The organism is Pseudomonas sp. gcc21 (assembly GCF_012844345.1).
Taxonomy (GTDB): Bacteria; Pseudomonadota; Gammaproteobacteria; order Pseudomonadales; family Pseudomonadaceae; genus Halopseudomonas.
Map to the genome: position 1 here is coordinate 633,830 of NZ_CP051625.1, position 17,422 is coordinate 651,251.

The 17,422-nt window shown below is 60.3% G+C and carries 16 protein-coding genes and 1 riboswitch; of the genes, 4 read left to right on the plus strand and 12 right to left on the minus strand.

Translation table 11 applies throughout. The annotated features are described in order from the left end of the window. Positions 1–210 precede the first annotated feature (210 nt). The 5 genes from HG264_RS03040 to HG264_RS03060 all read right to left on the minus strand — a co-directional run bounded on the left by HG264_RS03040 (position 211) and on the right by HG264_RS03060 (position 4,756). Positions 211–1,422 carry a NarK/NasA family nitrate transporter gene (locus tag HG264_RS03040; RefSeq protein WP_169406266.1) on the minus strand — a complete coding sequence of 404 codons (1,212 nt, stop codon included), beginning with the start codon at positions 1,420–1,422 and terminating at the stop codon, positions 211–213. A gap of 119 nt (positions 1,423–1,541) precedes the next feature. Next, complete coding sequence (locus HG264_RS03045; protein WP_169406267.1) at positions 1,542–1,985, minus strand: pyrimidine dimer DNA glycosylase/endonuclease V; 444 nt, start codon at positions 1,983–1,985, stop codon at positions 1,542–1,544. A gap of 215 nt (positions 1,986–2,200) precedes the next feature. Beyond that, the gene (gene ilvD, locus HG264_RS03050) at positions 2,201–3,880 is read right to left on the minus strand and encodes a dihydroxy-acid dehydratase (protein WP_169406268.1); all 1,680 of its coding nucleotides are present in this window, start codon (positions 3,878–3,880) and stop codon (positions 2,201–2,203) included. A gap of 73 nt (positions 3,881–3,953) precedes the next feature. Further along, the gene (locus HG264_RS03055) at positions 3,954–4,541 is read right to left on the minus strand and encodes a DUF488 family protein (protein ID WP_169406269.1); all 588 of its coding nucleotides are present in this window, start codon (positions 4,539–4,541) and stop codon (positions 3,954–3,956) included. 2 nt (positions 4,542–4,543) lie between these two features. Beyond that, on the minus strand, positions 4,544–4,756 hold the full coding sequence (locus HG264_RS03060; protein ID WP_169406270.1) for a DUF2945 domain-containing protein: 213 nt from the start codon (positions 4,754–4,756) through the stop codon (positions 4,544–4,546). 107 nt (positions 4,757–4,863) lie between these two features. On the opposite strand from HG264_RS03060, the gene HG264_RS03065 reads away from it, so the two are divergent. Further along, positions 4,864–5,244, plus strand: coding sequence for a lysozyme inhibitor LprI family protein (locus HG264_RS03065; protein ID WP_169406271.1), 381 nt, complete (start codon positions 4,864–4,866; stop codon positions 5,242–5,244). A 37-nt stretch (positions 5,245–5,281) separates the two neighbouring features. Further along, positions 5,282–5,695, plus strand: coding sequence for a group II truncated hemoglobin (locus HG264_RS03070; protein ID WP_169406272.1), 414 nt, complete (start codon positions 5,282–5,284; stop codon positions 5,693–5,695). A 286-nt stretch (positions 5,696–5,981) separates the two neighbouring features. Here the strand turns inward: HG264_RS03070 and HG264_RS03075 are convergent, their stop codons facing one another. Continuing rightward, positions 5,982–6,542 (minus strand): TetR/AcrR family transcriptional regulator, encoded by a 561-nt coding sequence (locus HG264_RS03075; RefSeq protein ID WP_256663760.1) that lies wholly within the window; start codon positions 6,540–6,542, stop codon positions 5,982–5,984. A gap of 152 nt (positions 6,543–6,694) precedes the next feature. Between HG264_RS03075 and HG264_RS03080 the strand changes: the two genes are divergently transcribed. Both HG264_RS03080 and HG264_RS03085 read left to right on the plus strand, forming a co-directional pair. Continuing rightward, positions 6,695–7,807, plus strand: a complete 1,113-nt coding sequence (locus HG264_RS03080) for a DUF2855 family protein (RefSeq protein WP_169406274.1) — start codon at positions 6,695–6,697, stop codon at positions 7,805–7,807. Positions 7,808–7,929: 122 nt separating this feature from the next. Then, on the plus strand, positions 7,930–8,367 hold the full coding sequence (locus tag HG264_RS03085; protein ID WP_169406275.1) for a VOC family protein: 438 nt from the start codon (positions 7,930–7,932) through the stop codon (positions 8,365–8,367). Positions 8,368–8,421: 54 nt separating this feature from the next. Here the strand turns inward: HG264_RS03085 and atzF are convergent, their stop codons facing one another. From atzF to HG264_RS03115, 6 genes are all read right to left on the minus strand, one after another. Then, complete coding sequence (gene atzF / locus HG264_RS03090; RefSeq protein WP_169406276.1) at positions 8,422–10,254, minus strand: allophanate hydrolase; 1,833 nt, start codon at positions 10,252–10,254, stop codon at positions 8,422–8,424. After that, on the minus strand, positions 10,245–13,871 hold the full coding sequence (gene uca / locus HG264_RS03095; RefSeq protein WP_169406277.1) for an urea carboxylase: 3,627 nt from the start codon (positions 13,869–13,871) through the stop codon (positions 10,245–10,247). The genes atzF and uca overlap by 10 nt, the downstream gene beginning before the upstream one ends. A gap of 78 nt (positions 13,872–13,949) precedes the next feature. After that, entirely contained in the window at positions 13,950–14,582 is a 633-nt protein-coding gene (locus tag HG264_RS03100; RefSeq protein WP_169406278.1) for an urea amidolyase associated protein UAAP2, read from the minus strand. A 10-nt stretch (positions 14,583–14,592) separates the two neighbouring features. Further along, on the minus strand, positions 14,593–15,321 hold the full coding sequence (locus HG264_RS03105; RefSeq protein ID WP_169406279.1) for an urea amidolyase associated protein UAAP1: 729 nt from the start codon (positions 15,319–15,321) through the stop codon (positions 14,593–14,595). Between the two features lie 10 nt (positions 15,322–15,331). Next, positions 15,332–16,153 carry an ABC transporter ATP-binding protein gene (locus tag HG264_RS03110; RefSeq protein WP_169406280.1) on the minus strand — a complete coding sequence of 274 codons (822 nt, stop codon included), beginning with the start codon at positions 16,151–16,153 and terminating at the stop codon, positions 15,332–15,334. After that, positions 16,150–16,965: an ABC transporter permease gene (locus tag HG264_RS03115; protein ID WP_169406281.1), complete on the minus strand. Its 816-nt coding sequence runs from the start codon at positions 16,963–16,965 to the stop codon at positions 16,150–16,152. The genes HG264_RS03110 and HG264_RS03115 overlap by 4 nt, the downstream gene beginning before the upstream one ends. Before the next feature lie 157 nt (positions 16,966–17,122). Then, positions 17,123–17,221, minus strand: a riboswitch (guanidine-I (ykkC/yxkD leader). Positions 17,222–17,422: the final 201 nt, after the last annotated feature.

Here is a 17,422-nt window from a genome sequence, read left to right on the forward strand (position 1 = left end):
CGCGTGCTGCACCGTCTGGGATGTACAAGCGGCAGCGGGCTTGTTTTTCCTGGGGTTGGCGTGCGGCTCGGGCCGCGTTCGGACGCGCCGACGGACATTGAAGTTGCTGGAGGTTTGGCGTAGCGCAGGTGCGCTACACCCCCAGGAACAGCTCGACTACCGAGTGCCGGCGCGGCCCCTGGCGTGGCCGAGCGCTACTTGGTTTTCCGATCAGACCCGCGCCGCCGTCATCCCTGATGAACCCCATGTGGTCCTCCAGCGGTATTTCACGTTCAGCAGGCTGATCCAGGCGAGCATGCCCAACCCCGCAAACAGCCACAGGGCCAGTTGGTAATCCCCGGTGTACTGCTTGAGCGTGCCGAGGCCTGCGGCCAGGACAAAGCCGCCGACACCGCCAGCCATACCGATAAGCCCGGTCATGACGCCAATCTCTCCATGAAAGCGTTGCGGAACCAGCTGGAAAACAGCGCCATTGCCTGCACCGAGCCCAAGCATGGCTGCGACGAACAGGGCCAGAGCAGCAAAGGAGTTCGACAGGTTGAGGCCGACGATGGCTATACACAGCGCGGCTACCGCATACATGCATGACAGAGCAGTCACGCCGCCGACCCGGTCGGCCAGCGCACCGCCGAGGGGGCGCATGAAGCTGCCGGCCATGACGCAGGCTGCGGTGTAATAGCCCGCAGTGACGGGATCCAGTCCGTACTGATCATTGAAATAACCGGGGAGGGCGCTGGCCAGACCAATGAAACCACCAAAGGTGATGCTGTAGAAGAACATGAACCACCAGCTGTCCCTGTCGCTTAGGGCCTTGAGATAATCCCGCGCCGCCTTTGGCTTCGGGCGCGCAGGAGCGTTACGCGCCACGAGGATGAAAATAATCAGCGTCGCGACCAGTGGAATAAGCGCAAGGCCGAACACATTCTGCCAGCCGAACAGGTAGGCCAGACCAGGCGCGAACAGCGCCGCCAGCACTGTACCGGAATTGCCCGCGCCAGCGATGCCCATAGCGGTGCCCTGGTGCTCCGCGGGATACCACTGCGACGCGAGCGGCAGCGCCACGGCAAAAGCCGCGCCGGCGAAGCCCAGACCAACCCCAAGCAATAGCGCTTGGTTATAGCTGTTGATACCCATCAACCAGGCGAAAAGCAGCGCGCTGATCACCACCAGCTGGCCGGTAATCCCGGCTGTCTTGGGTGAAGCGCGGTCCGCCAGATAGCCCAAAACCAGCCGCAGGATGGCGCCGGCAAGAATCGGCGTAGCGACCATCATGCCCCGCTGCTGTGCAGTGAGGGCCAGATCCGTGGCAATCTGCACCGCCAATGGGCCTAGCAAATACCAAACCATGAAGCTCAGATCGAAGTATAGAAAGGCGGCAAACAGCGTGGGCGTGTGACCTGCGTTCCAGAAGCTCTTATTCATATGCTCCCCTTGAAGGTTATCTGGATGGATGTGCCGGGGAGGGGTGCAGATTGCGTGCCAGAGCGGGCAAGACGTATCAAGTCAGATCGATCGAGGTGTGAGAAGGGCTGAAAGCTGAGCTAGCTGATAACAATGGGTGCCCGTTCCCAGGACGCGACCGGGCCGGGCGTCATGACGAAGAGGGGATGGCAATCGGGGTTGGCAATCTCAAGCCAGCGCTTATGCAAATCCGGGCTACGAATTTGTAGCTTGTTCAATAGGTGGACCCATTCGCATTCCATCTGGCCGGTAGTGGCAGTGATGGGCGCAGCGGTCAGAGAAGGGTCAATCTTGCTGATATCGAAGCGGTAGCCTCGGGAATGTGCTTCAGCAAGTACCAGCGCAAGATAGGCATCAATCGCCGCAAGCGGCTCCGGGTGCGATCGGAAGCGCTCAAGCTGAGGATGTTGTTTATAGCCCTTCGTCTGATTGTTCAGAACCGCGCGGGCCAACAAGCCTTCACGCCACAGCGCCACGAGGCCTTTTGGATCGAGGTATTTGGGATGCAGTGTCCAGAGTCGCATGCTGTTTATCCTATGGTCGTTCGAATGTCTTTACCCACTCCTTGCAAAGCTTAATCAGCGGTACGTTTCACGGGAGACTGGACAGGGATTTCGGAAAGTTTGAACCCCCGACACGGCTTACTATTGGCGCACAATTTCGGCGTAGCGCAGGCGCGCTACACCCCCAGAGAACCGCTGTCGGGATTCGGCATGCGGAGTTGATTTGATTGTCGGCCCTATTTATCAGTAACGGCACCCTCTGAAGCACTCGACACCAGCTTCGCATACTTGGCCAGCACGCCGCGCTGATACAGCGGAGCGGGCCTGCGCCATTTGGCTCGGCGCTTGGCAAGCTCAGTGTCTGCTACGTCCAGCGTGATCTCCCGGGTTTCAGCATTGATACTGATGCGGTCGCCATCTTCTACCAGAGCGATGGGTCCACCGTCGAAAGCTTCCGGTGTTATGTGGCCAACTACGAACCCATGAGAGCCGCCGGAGAAGCGACCATCGGTGATCAGTGCGACGTCTTTGCCGAGCCCCTTGCCCATGATCGCAGAGGTCGGGGATAGCATTTCGCGCATACCGGGCCCGCCTTTAGGGCCTTCATAGCGGATTACCACTACGTCCCCGGCAACCACATGGCCGTCCAGAATGCCAGCTAGCGCGGCTTCCTCACCGTGGTAGACGCGGGCATTACCTGCAAACTGCAGTCCTTCCTTGCCGGTGATCTTCGCCACGGCGCCGTCCGGAGACAGATTGCCGTGGAGGATCACCAGATGAGAGTCCTTTTTAACTGGCTCGGAGAAAGGCCGAATGATTTGCTGGCCCTCGGGGTAGTCCTTCACATCGGCGAGGTTCTCAGCCAGCGTCTTGCCGGTGACCGTCAGCGTGTCGCCGTGTAATAAACCCGCATCCAGCAGACGTTTCATCAACGGTTGTATGCCGCCAATCTCAACCAGCTCGGACATCATATACTGGCCGCTGGGGCGCAGGTCGGCGAGCACCGGTGTGGTTTTGCCGATCTCGGTGAAATCATCCAGAGTCAGCTCCACGTCCACCGCATGGGCCATGGCCAATAGATGCAGCACGGCATTGGTCGAGCCGGCCAGCGCAATCACCACGCGGATGGCATTTTCAAAGGCCTTGCGGGTGATGATGTCCCGCGGCTTGATGTCCTGTCTGAGCAACTCCAACACCTGTCGCCCGGCATTGATGCAGTCCTCGTTCTTGTCCAGCGAGACCGCGTTCTGTGCAGAGGAGCCGGGCAGCGACATGCCCAGCGCCTCAATGGCCGACGCCATGGTGTTGGCCGTATACATGCCACCGCAGGAGCCCGGTCCGGGAATGGCGGTTTCTTCGATCTGCTTCACCTGCAGCAGGTCGATATCACCCTTGGCATGCTGCCCGACGGCTTCAAACACAGAAATGATATCGGTGTGATTAGCGCCCGGTTTGATGGTGCCGCCATAAACAAAAATGGAAGGGCGATTCAGCCGCGCCATGCCGATCAGACAGCCGGGCATATTCTTGTCGCAGCCGCCAATGGCAACCAGGCCGTCAAAGCCCTCGCAGCCGGCAACGGTTTCGATCGAGTCGGCGATTACCTCACGGGACACCAGCGAATACTTCATGCCTTCGGTGCCGTTGGCAATGCCATCGGAAATAGTAATGGTGTTGAAGATGACACTCTTGCCGCCATTGGCGTCTACGCCGCGCCCGGCATCTTCGGCAAGCCGGTTGATGTGCATGTTGCAGGGCGTCACGTTGGCCCAGGTCGAGGCGATGCCGACCTGCGGCTTGCTGAAATCGTCTTCAGTAAAGCCCACGGCACGAAGCATGGCGCGAGCCGGGGCGGTTTCGACGCCATCCACTACCTGGGATGAATATTTGCGCATGTCGTCTTTTTGGTCCGCCATATCAAGGCTCCGGCTCAGAAGTGTGGGTTAAAGATAGAACAGGGCGGGCAGCGATGCCTGTCCGGTGCAGATACTAGATATCCAGTTGCGTCTGGATTCCCTGGCTCCGCTCTTTCTCGTTCAAAGGCTCGCCTTTCGTTGAATCGTAGGTGAGTGTGCCTTTGTACAAGCGGGCGGGACGCGTGAAGGGATGTTCAGTGCTGTTTTGCTCATCCTGAATGTGCACGACGCTGCTGCCTGCCACCTTCAGCACATCCGACACCAGCGAGCGGTGACAGCGCCACCATAGCACTTCGGCGCACATCATCGTGGTGCGGTGCTGCATAGCAAGCTCGCACAAGCGCTGCAGTCCGGTCCTGAATTCCTCACTCGAAACATGATCGGCATATCCTCTGAAGGAGGTGTTGCGCCAAGCAGTGTTAACCGAATCCGCGGCAGGGCGTCGCCGACCGCCCAGTTCTGTAATCAGCTCGTATGCGATGCCGTGACGTGCCAGGCTCGCCTGCAGGGCCTCGCTACCGAACTGAGGCAGTCGTCGAGAGCCAGGGAAGCGGCGCACATCAGCGACTGCTTCGATCCTGTAGTGCTGAAGCACCGCGACTAATTGTTCGATCGAGCGGGTTGAATGACCGATTGTCCAGACGGTTTCGGGAAACGCCATACTTACTTCAGCTTCCTGAGCGCATCTTCCTTGTGCATGGCGATGTGATCGGTCTTGTCGCTCTTGATCTCATATTGCGGCGCGTCTTCGCTTGCTCGTCGGGTATGCCCTTTGTACGTGGTGTCGGAGGTGTGCACCTTGGTAATGGTGCCGCTGACCCTCCCGGCTTCGGAATTCCAGCTGACGTGGTCACCGACCTTGAATTTATGCGCCATGTCATGTCCTCTTTTTTTGATGCCTGTCTGTGTGACAAGCGGCTGGATCGAAGGTTTGCTGATAATCTTCGGAGACCCGGTTGAAGGGACAATAAGGTATGAGGTCTATGAAATCTTTTATCGCTGGCAGCATGCTGGTGTTGTCGTCGCAGGTGATGGCTGGCAGCGAATGCGGCCGATTTATCTCGGATGCAGACATCATCGACTGCGTGACGCAGGAAAGTGAAGGTGCAGACGCAAGCCTCGATGATGCGTTCAGGTCACTGCTCGGTGAGCTCGAATCCCAAGGCCAGGACGATCCGAACGCATTGAAAGCACAGGAATTGCTGGTCCGTGCGCAGAATCAATGGACAGCGTTTCGCAAGACGGATTGCGATGCTCGATTCGCTATCAATCAGGGCGGATCGGTACGCCTTCCTGCTTATCAGCTGTGCATGTCCGACCATGCGCAGCAGCGCGAGCAGCAGCTCAAGGGTTTTTTCGATTGATGAATATGCTCGGCACGTTAGATGAGGGATTTTGAGAATGCCGCAGTTTGGTGAGGGTGACGCCTCGTTTCAGGCCGCAGGACGCTACGACGGCATCCGCCAACTGGTAGACGACTTTTATCAGATTATGGACAGCTCCGAGGGAGCGACAGTCGTCCGTCGTCTTTATCCTGATGATCTAAGCGAAGCCCGGGACAAGCTGACTTGCTTTCTCTGTGGCTGGCTGGGCGGTCCGCGACTGTATCGTGAGCGTTACGGTCAGATCAGTATTCCCGCATTTCACGCGCGTTGGGCTGTTGATGAGACGGCGCGGGATATCTGGCTGAGCTGCATGGCAGACGCCATCGAGCGGCAGGATTGGTCGGAGGCGTTCAAGGAATATCTGATGACCCAGCTGAGGGTGCCGGCGGACCGGATAGTGCTGGCTTCGCGGGCGGTCCGGGATCGGTAGAGTTTGGGTGAGTCTGAATCAACCCCCGGGCGTCCTGTGGACGCCGTTCGCCGCGAGTCGCGCCTCCCACCGGATAACGCGAGGCTTAGTTTCGAGTCAATCTCTCTGATCGACGATACGGAACATTTTCATCAGTGGAAGGCGTAAACTCGTGGCGATCGGAGCGCCGAACCGCCGCGGCGATAGCGATCTGGCAGAAAATAGTAAGCCTGATCATGACGCGAGCTCTTTAGCAGCTCATTAGCTAACAAAGCTAGCTGGAATAAAGTTAGCTGACTTCGTTGACTCACTCACCTCCCAAAACCACTCCCCGACACATCCGCTCCATCTCACTTGCCCAACTCCGAACCTCATCCTCACCCAGCTCCAACAGAATGCTGTAGCGCCGGCCGCCCCACACAGCCAGATGCAGTGCCTCGATGGTTTCAGCGCTGACCGGACGGGGCAGGTCTGTGCAGGCCCGAAATACACGCCCCCACATTTGTTTGAGTTCATCATGCGCCCGTTGCTGATGTTTGTGCTCCGCGACCGTTGGTTCCAGTCCCAGGAGCTTCGGGTGATACCAGGGCAGGCCGGATCGTTCGACGCCACACACCAGCTGCAACAAGCGGTGGACGCGTTCCTCCCAGCACAGAGCTTCTGGTTCGACTACAGTCTGCTCGACTTGCTGAATAAGCGCCTCGATGCAGTGACGGATATAGCCGGAGTGCAGAGCCATCTTGCTGGGGAAATAATCGTACAGCGTACCCACCGCAATGCCGCATTCCAGAGCGATGGCGCGGGTGCTGATGCGCTCCCAGCCATCGCGCTGCCAAATCCGAACATAGGTGTCAAAAATTGCCTGCACTGTTGCTTTCGCGCGGGCCTGGGAAGGGCGTTTTAGCGGCTTGGTACGGGGTTCCGGTGCACGGGTACGCATTCAGCGATAACCGAACCCTGGAGCCGAGTCGATGGGATACAGTCTTTGCATCTTGGCCTCACAGACGGGAATGAATGAACATGACTACTTTAACCCAGCTCCAAACTGATAAATCGGCACTGGAACGCACTCGCATCGTCAGATCCGAACTACCGACGCTCAAAGCCGGCGAGGCGCTGCTGAAAATCACTGATCTGGCGATCACCGCCAATAACATCACCTACGCCGCCTTTGGTGATACGCCGCATCTGCGGTACTGGAGTTTCTTTCCGACTAACGCTAAAGGCTGGGGACACATGCCTGCCTGGGGTTTCGCTGAAGTCGTTGAGTCCACCGTTGAAGGCGTGGAGCCCGGCGAGCGATTCTATGGGTACTGGCCGATCGCGACGCTCCTGGTCATGCAGCCGGTACGCGTCAGCGAGCGCGGTTTCTATGACGGTGCCCCGCATCGGCTGGATCTGACCTCTGCCTATAACCATTACCAGCGCACCACCACTGATGCCGCTTACCGTTTGGAAAACGAGCCCTATCAGGCGCTGTTGCGGCCTCTGTTTATCACTTCGTTCATGCTTGCGGACTTCCTTGAGGACAACAACTTTTTTGGTGCGAAACAGCTCTTGGTCTCCAGCGCTTCGAGCAAGACAGCCTACGGCACAGCCTTCTGTCTGGAAAATCGTGACGACGTGAAGCTGCTGGGCTGGACGTCCAATGGCAATCGCGATTTTGTCGACTCGCTCGGCTGCTATGAAAAAGCCGTGACCTATGACGAACTGGAATCGCTGGACCCGAAGGTGCCGACGCTCTATGTGGACTTTGCCGGCGATAATGCGCTGCGCGCCCGCGTGCATAACCATTTCGGCGACTCCCTGGTTTACGACTGCTACGCCGGTTCTGCCCAGTCGCAGGATCACCTCGACGAAGCCGACAAGAGCCTGCCAGGTCCGCAGCCGCAGCCTTACTTTGCGCCCTATCAGATCAAGAAACGCAACACCGATTGGGGGCCGAAGGAAGTCACGCGCCGTTTCAATGAAGCGCAACTGGCTTTCATTGCCCGCGTGAGCGATGCAGGCGCGCCGTGGATGAACGTCGCTCGCCATGAGGGCTTCGAGTCGGCTCAAAAGCTGATCGAGGATCTGGTTCTGGGGCGGGTCAACCCGCGTGACGGACACGTCGTTGCGGTAGGTGAAAAGTAATAGCTCTGACGTTAAAACCGCCGCTGTTCGCCCAGGGACGGGTGATCCTTCATTCTCCTGGCGAAGGGCCAAACTGCGATCTATCCTGAGTAGTCGATAATCAAACCGTACAGGTGAACATTATGGAAACTCTGGAACTCCATCGCGGCAGGCTGATCGATCATATCCAGCTCGTCGTGCGTGACCTGGCTGCGGCGGAGCGCTTTTACACGGCCGTGCTGGATGTTCTGGGCGTGCCGCTGGGCGGGCGAGAAGACGGGCTTTTCTGGGCGGACGAGCTGGTCGTGTCGAGCGCGGATTCCCCCGCGGCGCTTGGCGAACTGACCGGTCGCCAACATCTCGCTTTCCAAGCAAACAATCCGGAGCAGGTGGACCGTTTTTACCGCGCTGCCCTTGCCAACGGCGGCACCGACAACGGCGCGCCAGGTGACCGCGACTACCATCCCGGATACTACGCCGCCTTTGTGCTGGACCCTGAGGGTAACAACATCGAAGCCGTGTACCATGGTGAAGCCAACCGTAGCGCTGCCTCGGTGCATATCACCTTTGATGCAGACTGAAGTGATCCGGCGCAGTCGGGCTGGCCGGAGCGCTCCTGTCGCTTCGTTGCTGCCTCAGGCAGTTATCGGTAGGGGTGGTTGCTGGCTTTTACTGGCTAGATAAGCGCGCCACCCACCGAAACCGGTAATGTCCTCGGCACCCGCCAGCCCGTAGGGATCGCAGATGAATCCCGTCTCCCACCGGCCGTCTTCGAGCTGTACCTTACCCAGACCCAGCGGGGCGGGTATGCCGGTCAGAAAGGAGCCCAGCTCGCTGCTTGGTAATTCCCACACCTCCACATCAATGGCGGCACCGTCTTCTGCCACGCGCAACATGCCTGGACGATAGGGCGGTCCGCCGGCTAGTGCATAGAGCCGGTAATCCGGTGCGCTGCGGGTGGCTTCGACCAGTCGGCCGCCACGTTGCTGCAGTTGCCAATTAAGCGGAAGTCCCTCCAGATGAGCGCCACAGACAACCAGCCGCGCGCGATCGCTGCGCGCTGGCTGCTGCGGTGGCGGCGCGCTGAGTCGGGTCCTGCCCACCAGAGGTAGCCCATGTTGTCGTTGCAGGCCGGCAGCGAGGCTGAGCAGGTACTGGTCGGTGAAGACCCGTCCGAACAGCGTGACGCCCCAGGGCAAGCTATTACTCATAAAGCCCGCTGGTACGGCTACGGCTGCAAAGTCGAGCATGTTCATGAAATTGGTGTAATAACCCAGATCAGCGTTGCGCTTGACCGGTTCGGCGTGCAATTCCTCCAGAGTTACCGGACGCGGGAAGGCCGGGGTCAATACACAGTCGACGCTCGCCATGATTGCATCACACATGACCTTGAGTTCCTGCAACCGGTACTGGGCACGAAACGCCTGCACTGCGGTGGTACCAGGAGCCTGTTCGAGTACGGCGCGAATCACGGGCAGTACCGCCTCCGGCTGTCGCTCGATCAGTTCGCCAGCGACACTGTAACGCTCCGCGACCCAGGGGCCCTCGTACAACAGCTTGGCTGCTTCCACAAAGGGTGCGAAATCGATCTCGACCGGCTCGCCGCCCATGGCTTGCAGGTCGGCGATGGTCTTGTCGAACAGCCCCGGGCTTTCTGGGCAACCGAGAAACTCTGGCTGCGCGGGTACCCCAAAGCGGAAAGACGTTACTGCGCCGAAGGCTGAGCTGTCATTCCACAATGGGTTTTTGCGGCTGTACTGGTCACGCGGGTCAACTTTGGCAGTGAGCGCCAACAGCTGGCTGGCCTCCTGCGCGGTGGCAGTAAAGTATGTCACGCAGTCCAATGTGCGGCACGCCGGAACGACGCCAGCGGTGGACAGCAAGCCCTTGCTGGGCTTGAGCCCGACCAGGTTGTTCAGCGCTGCAGGCACGCGGCCGGAGCCGGCAGTGTCTGTACCCAGCGTGAAACTGGCCACACCCAGGGCGACGGCCAGTGAAGACCCGGCGCTTGACCCGCCCGAAGGATAATCAGGATGCACACTGTTGCGGCATTCACCGTAGGGCGAGCGTGTGCCGTTAAGCCCCGTGGCGAACTGATCGAGGTTGGTCTTGCCCAGCGGAATTGCGCCCAGGGCAATCAGCTGCTCGACCAGGGTAGCGCTGCGATTGGGCGTGTAGGCAAAGGCGGGGCAGGCCGCGGTGGTCGGCACCCCGGCCAGGTCAATATTGTCCTTGATGGCGAAGGGTATGCCGAAGAGGGGTAGGTCGGCGGGCCGCTTGCCATCCAGCGCATCCAGATAGGGCTCCAGTTCAGCCGGACTGAGCAGATGGATGAAAAGGTTGAAGTCCGGGTTCAAGGCTTCGGCCCGGTCGCGCAGGCTGCGTATCAGTTCGCGCGGGGTCAACTGACCTTCGCTGTAAGCGAGGCGCAGGGTGTCCAAACGCAGATCAAAGGTATTTATTGGCATGTTTCACGGACCTCTTCCAGAACGACCACCCGCTGACCGGCTCGCACGGCTGAACCGGGCTGAGCCCGGACTTCACGTACGATCCCGTCGTGGGGCGCGGTAAGCGGAATTTCCATCTTCATTGATTCAAGAATCACCAGCACATCGCCTGCCTTGACGGCAGCGCCGGGCTCAACCTGGACCTGCCAGAGGTTGCCGGCAATGTGGCTTTCGACGCTGTGTTGGCCCTCTTCAAGCGGGGCGTCCTCTTCGGGTTCCGGCGCTGGCTCGATGCTTTGATAATCGGCCTGTCCGGATGCAATCCAGCGCTCGCGTTCGGCGGCGAATGCTGAACGTTGCTGGGTACGAAAATCCCCGATTTCGGATGCTTCACGGTCGAGAAAGGCCTGGTAGTCAGCCAAGGACAATTCGCTGTGTTCGATCTCGAGGTCGAACCGGCCGAGCGGGAAGTCGCGGCGAATGCGCAACAGTTCGTCAGCGGAGACAGGGTAGAAGCGGATCTGATCGAAGAAGCGCAGCAGCCAGGGCTTGCCATCGAAGGCGGCGACTTCGCGGTAGCGGTTCCACATCTGCAGCGTACGGCCGACGAACTGATAACCACCTGGGCCTTCCATGCCGTATACGCACATGTAGGCGCCGCCGATGCCCACCGAGTTTTCCGCCGTCCAGGTGCGCGCCGGGTTGTACTTGGTGGTCACCAGACGGTGACGCGGATCCAGCGGGGTGGCCACCGGGGCCCCGAGATACACATCACCCAGCCCCATCACCAGGTAACTGGCATCGAACACCGTGCGGTGCACCGCATCCAGATCCGGAAGATCATTGATACGACGGATGAACTCCAGATTGCTCGGACACCAGGGCGCGTTCTTGCGCACCGTGGTCATGTATTTCTCGATCGCCAGCTGACAGGCCGGGTCATCCCAGGACAGCGGCAGATGCACGATGCGTGACGGCACCTTGAGGTTGTCCGCCGCGCACACCCGATCCCACAGGCCTGTGATGGTCTCCAGCAGCGACGCGAGGGGGAGTGTCTCCGGTTGATAGTGCACCTGCAGAGAACGGATGCCCGGCGTCAGATCAATCACGCCGTCGAGCTGACTGGCCTCAAGCGCCTGCATCAGGGCGTGCCCGCGAAAGCGCAGGACCAGATCGAGCTCTGCATCGCCGATTTCCATCAGCAGATGCGTATCGCCAGCCAGCCGTGCGACCAGCCGTTTGTCGTCCTGCCCCAGATCCAGCACGATCGGGGAGGACAGTTCAGGTACGGCAAGATCCTCGGCTTTGCGCCACGCCTGTGGCCGCAGGCGGGCGCATTCTGCGTTCATGGTGCCGGCCAGCTCGCGCGCGGTCTCGATGGATACGGGTACGAATCGAACCTTGTCCCCGGCCTTGAGCTGTCCGAGCTGCCACAAATCAGCTTCGATGACCGTTACCGGGCAAACGAAACCGCCAAGACTGGGGCCGTCCGGGCCCAGAATGACTGGCATATCGCCAGTAAAATCCACGGCGCCGATGGCGTAGGGGTTGTCGTGAATGTTGGAGGGGTGCAATCCGGCTTCGCCGCCACTGTCGCGCACCCACTCCGGGTTGGGGCCGATCAGTCGCACACCGGTCCGGCTGGAGTTGAAATGCACCTCCCAATGAGTGGTGAAGAAGGTCTTGATGTAGCTATCAGTGAAGTATTCCGGCGCGCCGTGGGGCCCGTAAATGACGTGGATTTCGCGCACATCCGCAAGCTCGCCAATCAGCGCTGCTGGCAGAGTCGTGCCTACCGAGGTGCAGGTAAGCGGCGCAAGGTGCAATATATCTCCAGCGCGCAATGCCCGGCCACCGTGGCCGCCGAACTGGCCCAGAGTAAAGGTGCTTTTACTGCCAAGATACTCAGGCACCTGGAGCCCGCCGCGTACGCATAGATAGCTGCGTGCTCCCGTGCCGGCAATAGTCCCAAGCGTGAGAGTGCTGCCGGCCGTTACCAGCACAGCGGTGGACATGGGTTGTTCGATACCGTCCAGCCTGATCGGCAGAGGCGCACCGGTCACAGCGATCACCGCATCGGTATTGAAGCGCAGGGAGGGGCCGCTCATGGTTATTTCCAGGCCGGCCGCGCCTGCGTCATTGCCCAGCAGGGTATTGCCCAAGCGCAGGGCGCGGCTATCCATCGGACCTGACGGCGGAACGCCAACGGCCCAGTAACCCAGCCGGCCGGGATAGTCCTGCACGGTGGTCTGGGTGCCGGCACTCAGCACTTCGAAGGTGGTGGCATGGTATTCGAGCTGTTCCAGGCACCGCGTCCAGGGTGATCCGCTGGCGAAGGGCGTATCAGCCAGGATCTGCCGCAGGTAGTCGCGGTTGGTCTCGACGCCATACAGCGTGGTGTCTTTCAATGCGGTGTCGAGGCCGACGCTGGCCTCATTTCGGGAAGGTGCCCAGCTGATGACCTTGGCAATCATCGGGTCAAAATAGGGCGGGATTTCACAGCCAGCCTCTACCCAGGTATCGATGCGCAGTTGCTTGCCGTCGGCATGTGGGAAGTTGACCGCAGTCAGCAACCCCGGGCTCGGTTGAAAGTCACGGCCCGGATCTTCAGCATACAGCCGCGCCTGAATGGCATGACCCTCTGGCTTCAGCGCTTGTGCCAGCGAGCGCAGAGGCGGCAGATCGCCGGCGGCCAGTTCGATCATCCAGCGCACCAGATCAACGCCCCATACCTGCTCGGTAACGCCGTGCTCGACCTGAAGGCGAGTGTTCACTTCGAGAAAATAGAACTGCTCGGCATCGCCGTCGTATACAAATTCCACCGTACCGGCGCTGCGGTACTGCACGGCTTTACCTAGTTTGATGGCCGCCTGGCACAGCGCATCGGCCATGCCCACGGGCAAATTGGGCGCGGGGGTTTCTTCCAGTACCTTCTGGTTGCGCCGCTGAACCGAGCAGTCGCGCACGCCCAGCGCAATGACCTCGCCTTCGCCGTTACCGAATATCTGCACTTCCAGGTGGCGGGCGCGCTGGATGTATTTCTCGATGAATACGCCCGCGTCGCTGAAGTTGTTCTGACCGAGACGTTTGACGGCTTCGAAGGCTTCGCTGAGTTCGCGCTCGTTATGGCAAACCCGCATGCCGATTCCGCCACCGCCAGCGGTGCTTTTCAGCATGATCGGATAGCCAATCTGGGCGCTGGCAGTCAGGGCTGCATCCAGACTTTCGAGCAGCTCGGTGCCCTCGAGCAGCGGCACGTTATGCTGTTTGGCCAGCGCACGCGCGGTGTGCTTCAGGCCGAACACGCGCAGCTGCTCCGGCGTCGGGCCGATAAAGGCGATGCCGACCGCCTCGCAGGCTTCGGCGAAAGCCGCGTTCTCGGATAGAAACCCGTAGCCAGGGTGGATCGCCTGGACGCCGTTGGCCTGGGCAATGCTGAGTATCTTGTCCACGGCCAGGTAAGTGCCAGCCGCGGGGCCTTCGCCGAGACTATGGGCTTCATCGGCTTGCTGAATATGCAGGCTGGCGGCGTCGGCTTCGGAATAGACCGCGACACCCTTTACGTCGAGTTGGCGCAGGGTCCGCAGAACGCGGCAGGCAATGGCGCCGCGGTTGGCAATAAGCAGTTTATCGAACATGGCAGTTCCCTCGGGAGGGGAGGCGGGCCGTCCCGCTGTTATCTTCTGCACCACGGTCGTCCGTGGCTGATCGATCAGTCAGTCCCAGACCAGCACCTGTGCCGGTGTCGGGTTATAGGCATTGCAGGGGTTGTTCAGCTGCGGGCAATTGGAAATCAGCACGATGATGTCCATGTGCGCCTGCAGCTCGACGTATTTGCCGGCAGCGGAGATGCCGTCCTCGAAGGTCAGGCCGCCCTCGCTGGTCACCGGCACGTTCATGAAGAAGTTGATGTTTGCCCCGATATCACGCTTGTCCAGACGCCCGTCAGTGAGGCAGGCGCGCAGGAAGTTATCCCGGCAACTGTGCATGTAACGCTTGTCCAGCGCGTAGCGTACGGTGTTGCTTTCCTGCGCACAGGCGCCGCCAAGAGTGTCGTGCCGGCCGCAGGTGTCGGCGACGATGGTCAGCAGGGGATTGCCCAGGTTGGAATAGAGCACCGTGCCCTTGGACAGATACACGCGGTTCTGTTTGCGCAGCGTGCGTTGAGGATCAAAACGCTCACGCGGGTTCGCAGCGCTGAAGAACAGGGTATCGACGGCCTGGTTGCCTTCCAGATCGAGCAGGCGCAGGGTCTGGCCGGCCTTGATATCGAACAGGAAAGGTTCACCGGCGGGGATAGTGGCCTGAAAAACGGCGGCTTCGGGATGTTTGTCGCTTGCGGTCATCATCTCGGTTTCCCTAGACGTAGAGTCGTTCAGTGTTGTGGAAACCCCGGGTGTTCTCCGGGCGCGCGGTGCGGCAGAGCACGGTGATCCCGTCGCTCTCGACCTGATGCCAGCTGAGCTGGACCGGGCGTGGATCGTAGGTTGGGTTGGGGTCCATGGGATGCTGCAGCGCGGTCAGAATCACCAGGCTGTCCATGGGCGCGTAGAGTTCGATGTAGTTGCCGGGTTTTGAATTGCCAGGAACAAACTCGAAGCACCCATCGGCGTCCACATTGATGCGGCTGAACAGGTTGAGGGTCATGAGCAAGTCCTGCTGGTTGAGGTTCCACTTGCCCATTTCCACCAGCAGGTTGTCATGGCCATTGCGGTAGAAGCTGTTGCGTAGCTCCTGGTAGCGGCCCTGACCGTACTTTTCTGCCGTCTCGGCGGCGTTGAGTACGCCGCCGAAGCTGTCATGCCAGCCGCAGCTGTCGGAGGTAATCGCAGCCAGTACCCGTCCCATGTCCGAGTACAGACAGTGGCCGGCGGTCAGGCGGGCGGTGTGCTGGCACTTCAGGGTATCCGGCAGGTTCAGCCGCTCACTCTTTTCGTGCGCGTTGAGCAGCATCAGGCTGACGTTGGCGCCGCCCTGGGGATCGGTAATGCGCAGCAATTGACCGCGTTTGAGTACGAAGGAGGTGTGTCCGCCCCCGGGGACGGTCTCCTCGTACAGCGTTGGGCGCAGGGTCAGTTCAGCAGTCATGTGGGGCTCCTTATGCAGCTGAAGTAAGGCTGTGGACGATGTGTTCGGGTAACGACTCGACAGCGCTGCGGGCGGTGGTCAGCCGGTTGCTGTTGAGCGGAATGTCGTAGGTGATGCGGGCGCCGTAGGCGTGCGGCGCGTCAGGGTCGATGCGTGGCTTGTCGAACACCATCAACCGGGTACCGAGCGTGAAGCCTTCGGACAGGTCATGGGTCACCATGAAGACGGTCAGACGGGTTTCCTGCCACAGCTCCAGCAGTAGCGCGTGCATGTCCTTGCGAATGCCCGGATCCAGCGCGCCGAAGGGCTCGTCGAGCAACAGAATGCGCGGCTTCATGATCAGCGCCTGGGCGATCGCCAGACGTTGCTGCATGCCACCGGAGAGCTGCGCCGGGTATTTGGTCAGCGCGTGACCCAGGCCCACCTTGTTCAGGATCGCCGCCGCCTGGTCGCGGGCATCGCGTTTGGCGCGGCCAAAGAGCCGACCAAAAAGCGGCGCTCTGGGAAGTTCCAGACCGAGCGCCACGTTATCCAGCACGCTCAGGTGCGGGAGCACTGAGTAGCGCTGAAAAACTACGCCGCGGCTGGCGTCGGGTTCGCCCTGCAGGGGCTGGCCGTCGAGCAGTATTTCGCCGCGGCTGGGTGCTTCCTGGCCCAGCAGCATGCGCAGAAAAGTCGATTTGCCGCAGCCGGAGGTGCCGACCAGCGTGCAGAATTCGCCTTCTGCAAAGGTCAGATTCAACCGCTCCAGGACGATCTGATCACCGTACTGTTGCCAGACATTTTTCACCTGAAGAAAGGGCGGTGGCGTAACGAGGGTGGCGTCATTCATGACTTGGCTCCTTCATACCAGGGGAAGGCCAGGCGCGTCAGACCGCGCAGACCGAAGTCCATGGTCCAGGCGAGCAGGGTGATCCAGGCGACATAGGGCAGGATGACGTCCATTGCCATGTAGCGGCGCACCAGAAAGATGCGATAGCCCAGACCGTCGGTGGCGGCGATGGCTTCGGCGGCAATCAGAAACAACCAGGCCGAACCCAGCACCAGGCGCAGACTGATCAATAAGCGTGGAAGCAACTGCGGAAGGATCACGCGCAGGATCAGCGTCCAGGTATTCGCGCCGAGGGTCTGGGCCTTGATCAGCAGTTCCTGTGGAATCTCCCGGGCGCGCTGTTCCAGATCGCGGGCGATGATGGGCGTGATGCCGATAACGATCAGCACGACCTTGGACAGCTCACCCAGCCCGAACACGATGAACAGAATGGGCAGCAATGCCAGCGGCGGCACCATCGACAACACCGCAAGCAGTGGCGAAAGCGTTGCGCCGAATAATGGAATCGCGCCGGCCGCCACACCCAGACACAAGCCGACCAGTGCCGCTACGCCGAGGCCGATCGCAATGCGCTGCAGGCTGGATGCGGTGTCCTGCCAGAACAGGTAGTCACCGGTGCGCCGGTCCGGCTGCAGGGCGAGATTGTCTATCGCCGCCGTCATCTGTGCCGGGCTTGGCAGTAGCTTGTCGTTGGGGTTGATGTCCAGGCGCTGGGCTGAATAGGACAGGTACACCAGCACCAACAGTGCGAAGGGCAGTAAAAGCAGGAGCAGTCTGCCGGGTTTGCCGGGGCGGACGTTGATCAGGCGCATGGGGCTGACTCTCGTCGTTCACCAGAGTTACCCGTAGCGGTACTGCTTATCCCGGTTATGTTGCGGCGCGGGATCCATCGCATTTCGGGTGCTGATCGGCGCATGTTTGACCTCCAGTTTGTGGCATGACGGCACGGAGCTGCGCTCTAAGACGCTGTTCTCCCGGGCTTTTGTCCCGCCGTGTAACCTCACTGGAGGTCGCCAACTCTCGGACCAGTCACTCGCCATGCGAGCCGGAACCCTAGTCAGCCATTTTTACTTCGCAGCTTCCTGCACCAGACATTTAGCAATCGCCATGCCAGCGCCCGAAAAAGAGGCGCGGCCTCCCGATTTTCGTGCGTCGTGAGCTCTGGAAGGCGATTCCGGCCTGATGGTCGTGCCCCGTTTCGGGCGTGGAGATCGCACCGAGGACGGGCACGGGTGCGCTTTTGTGGTGCGTGCTGGATGGTTAATACAG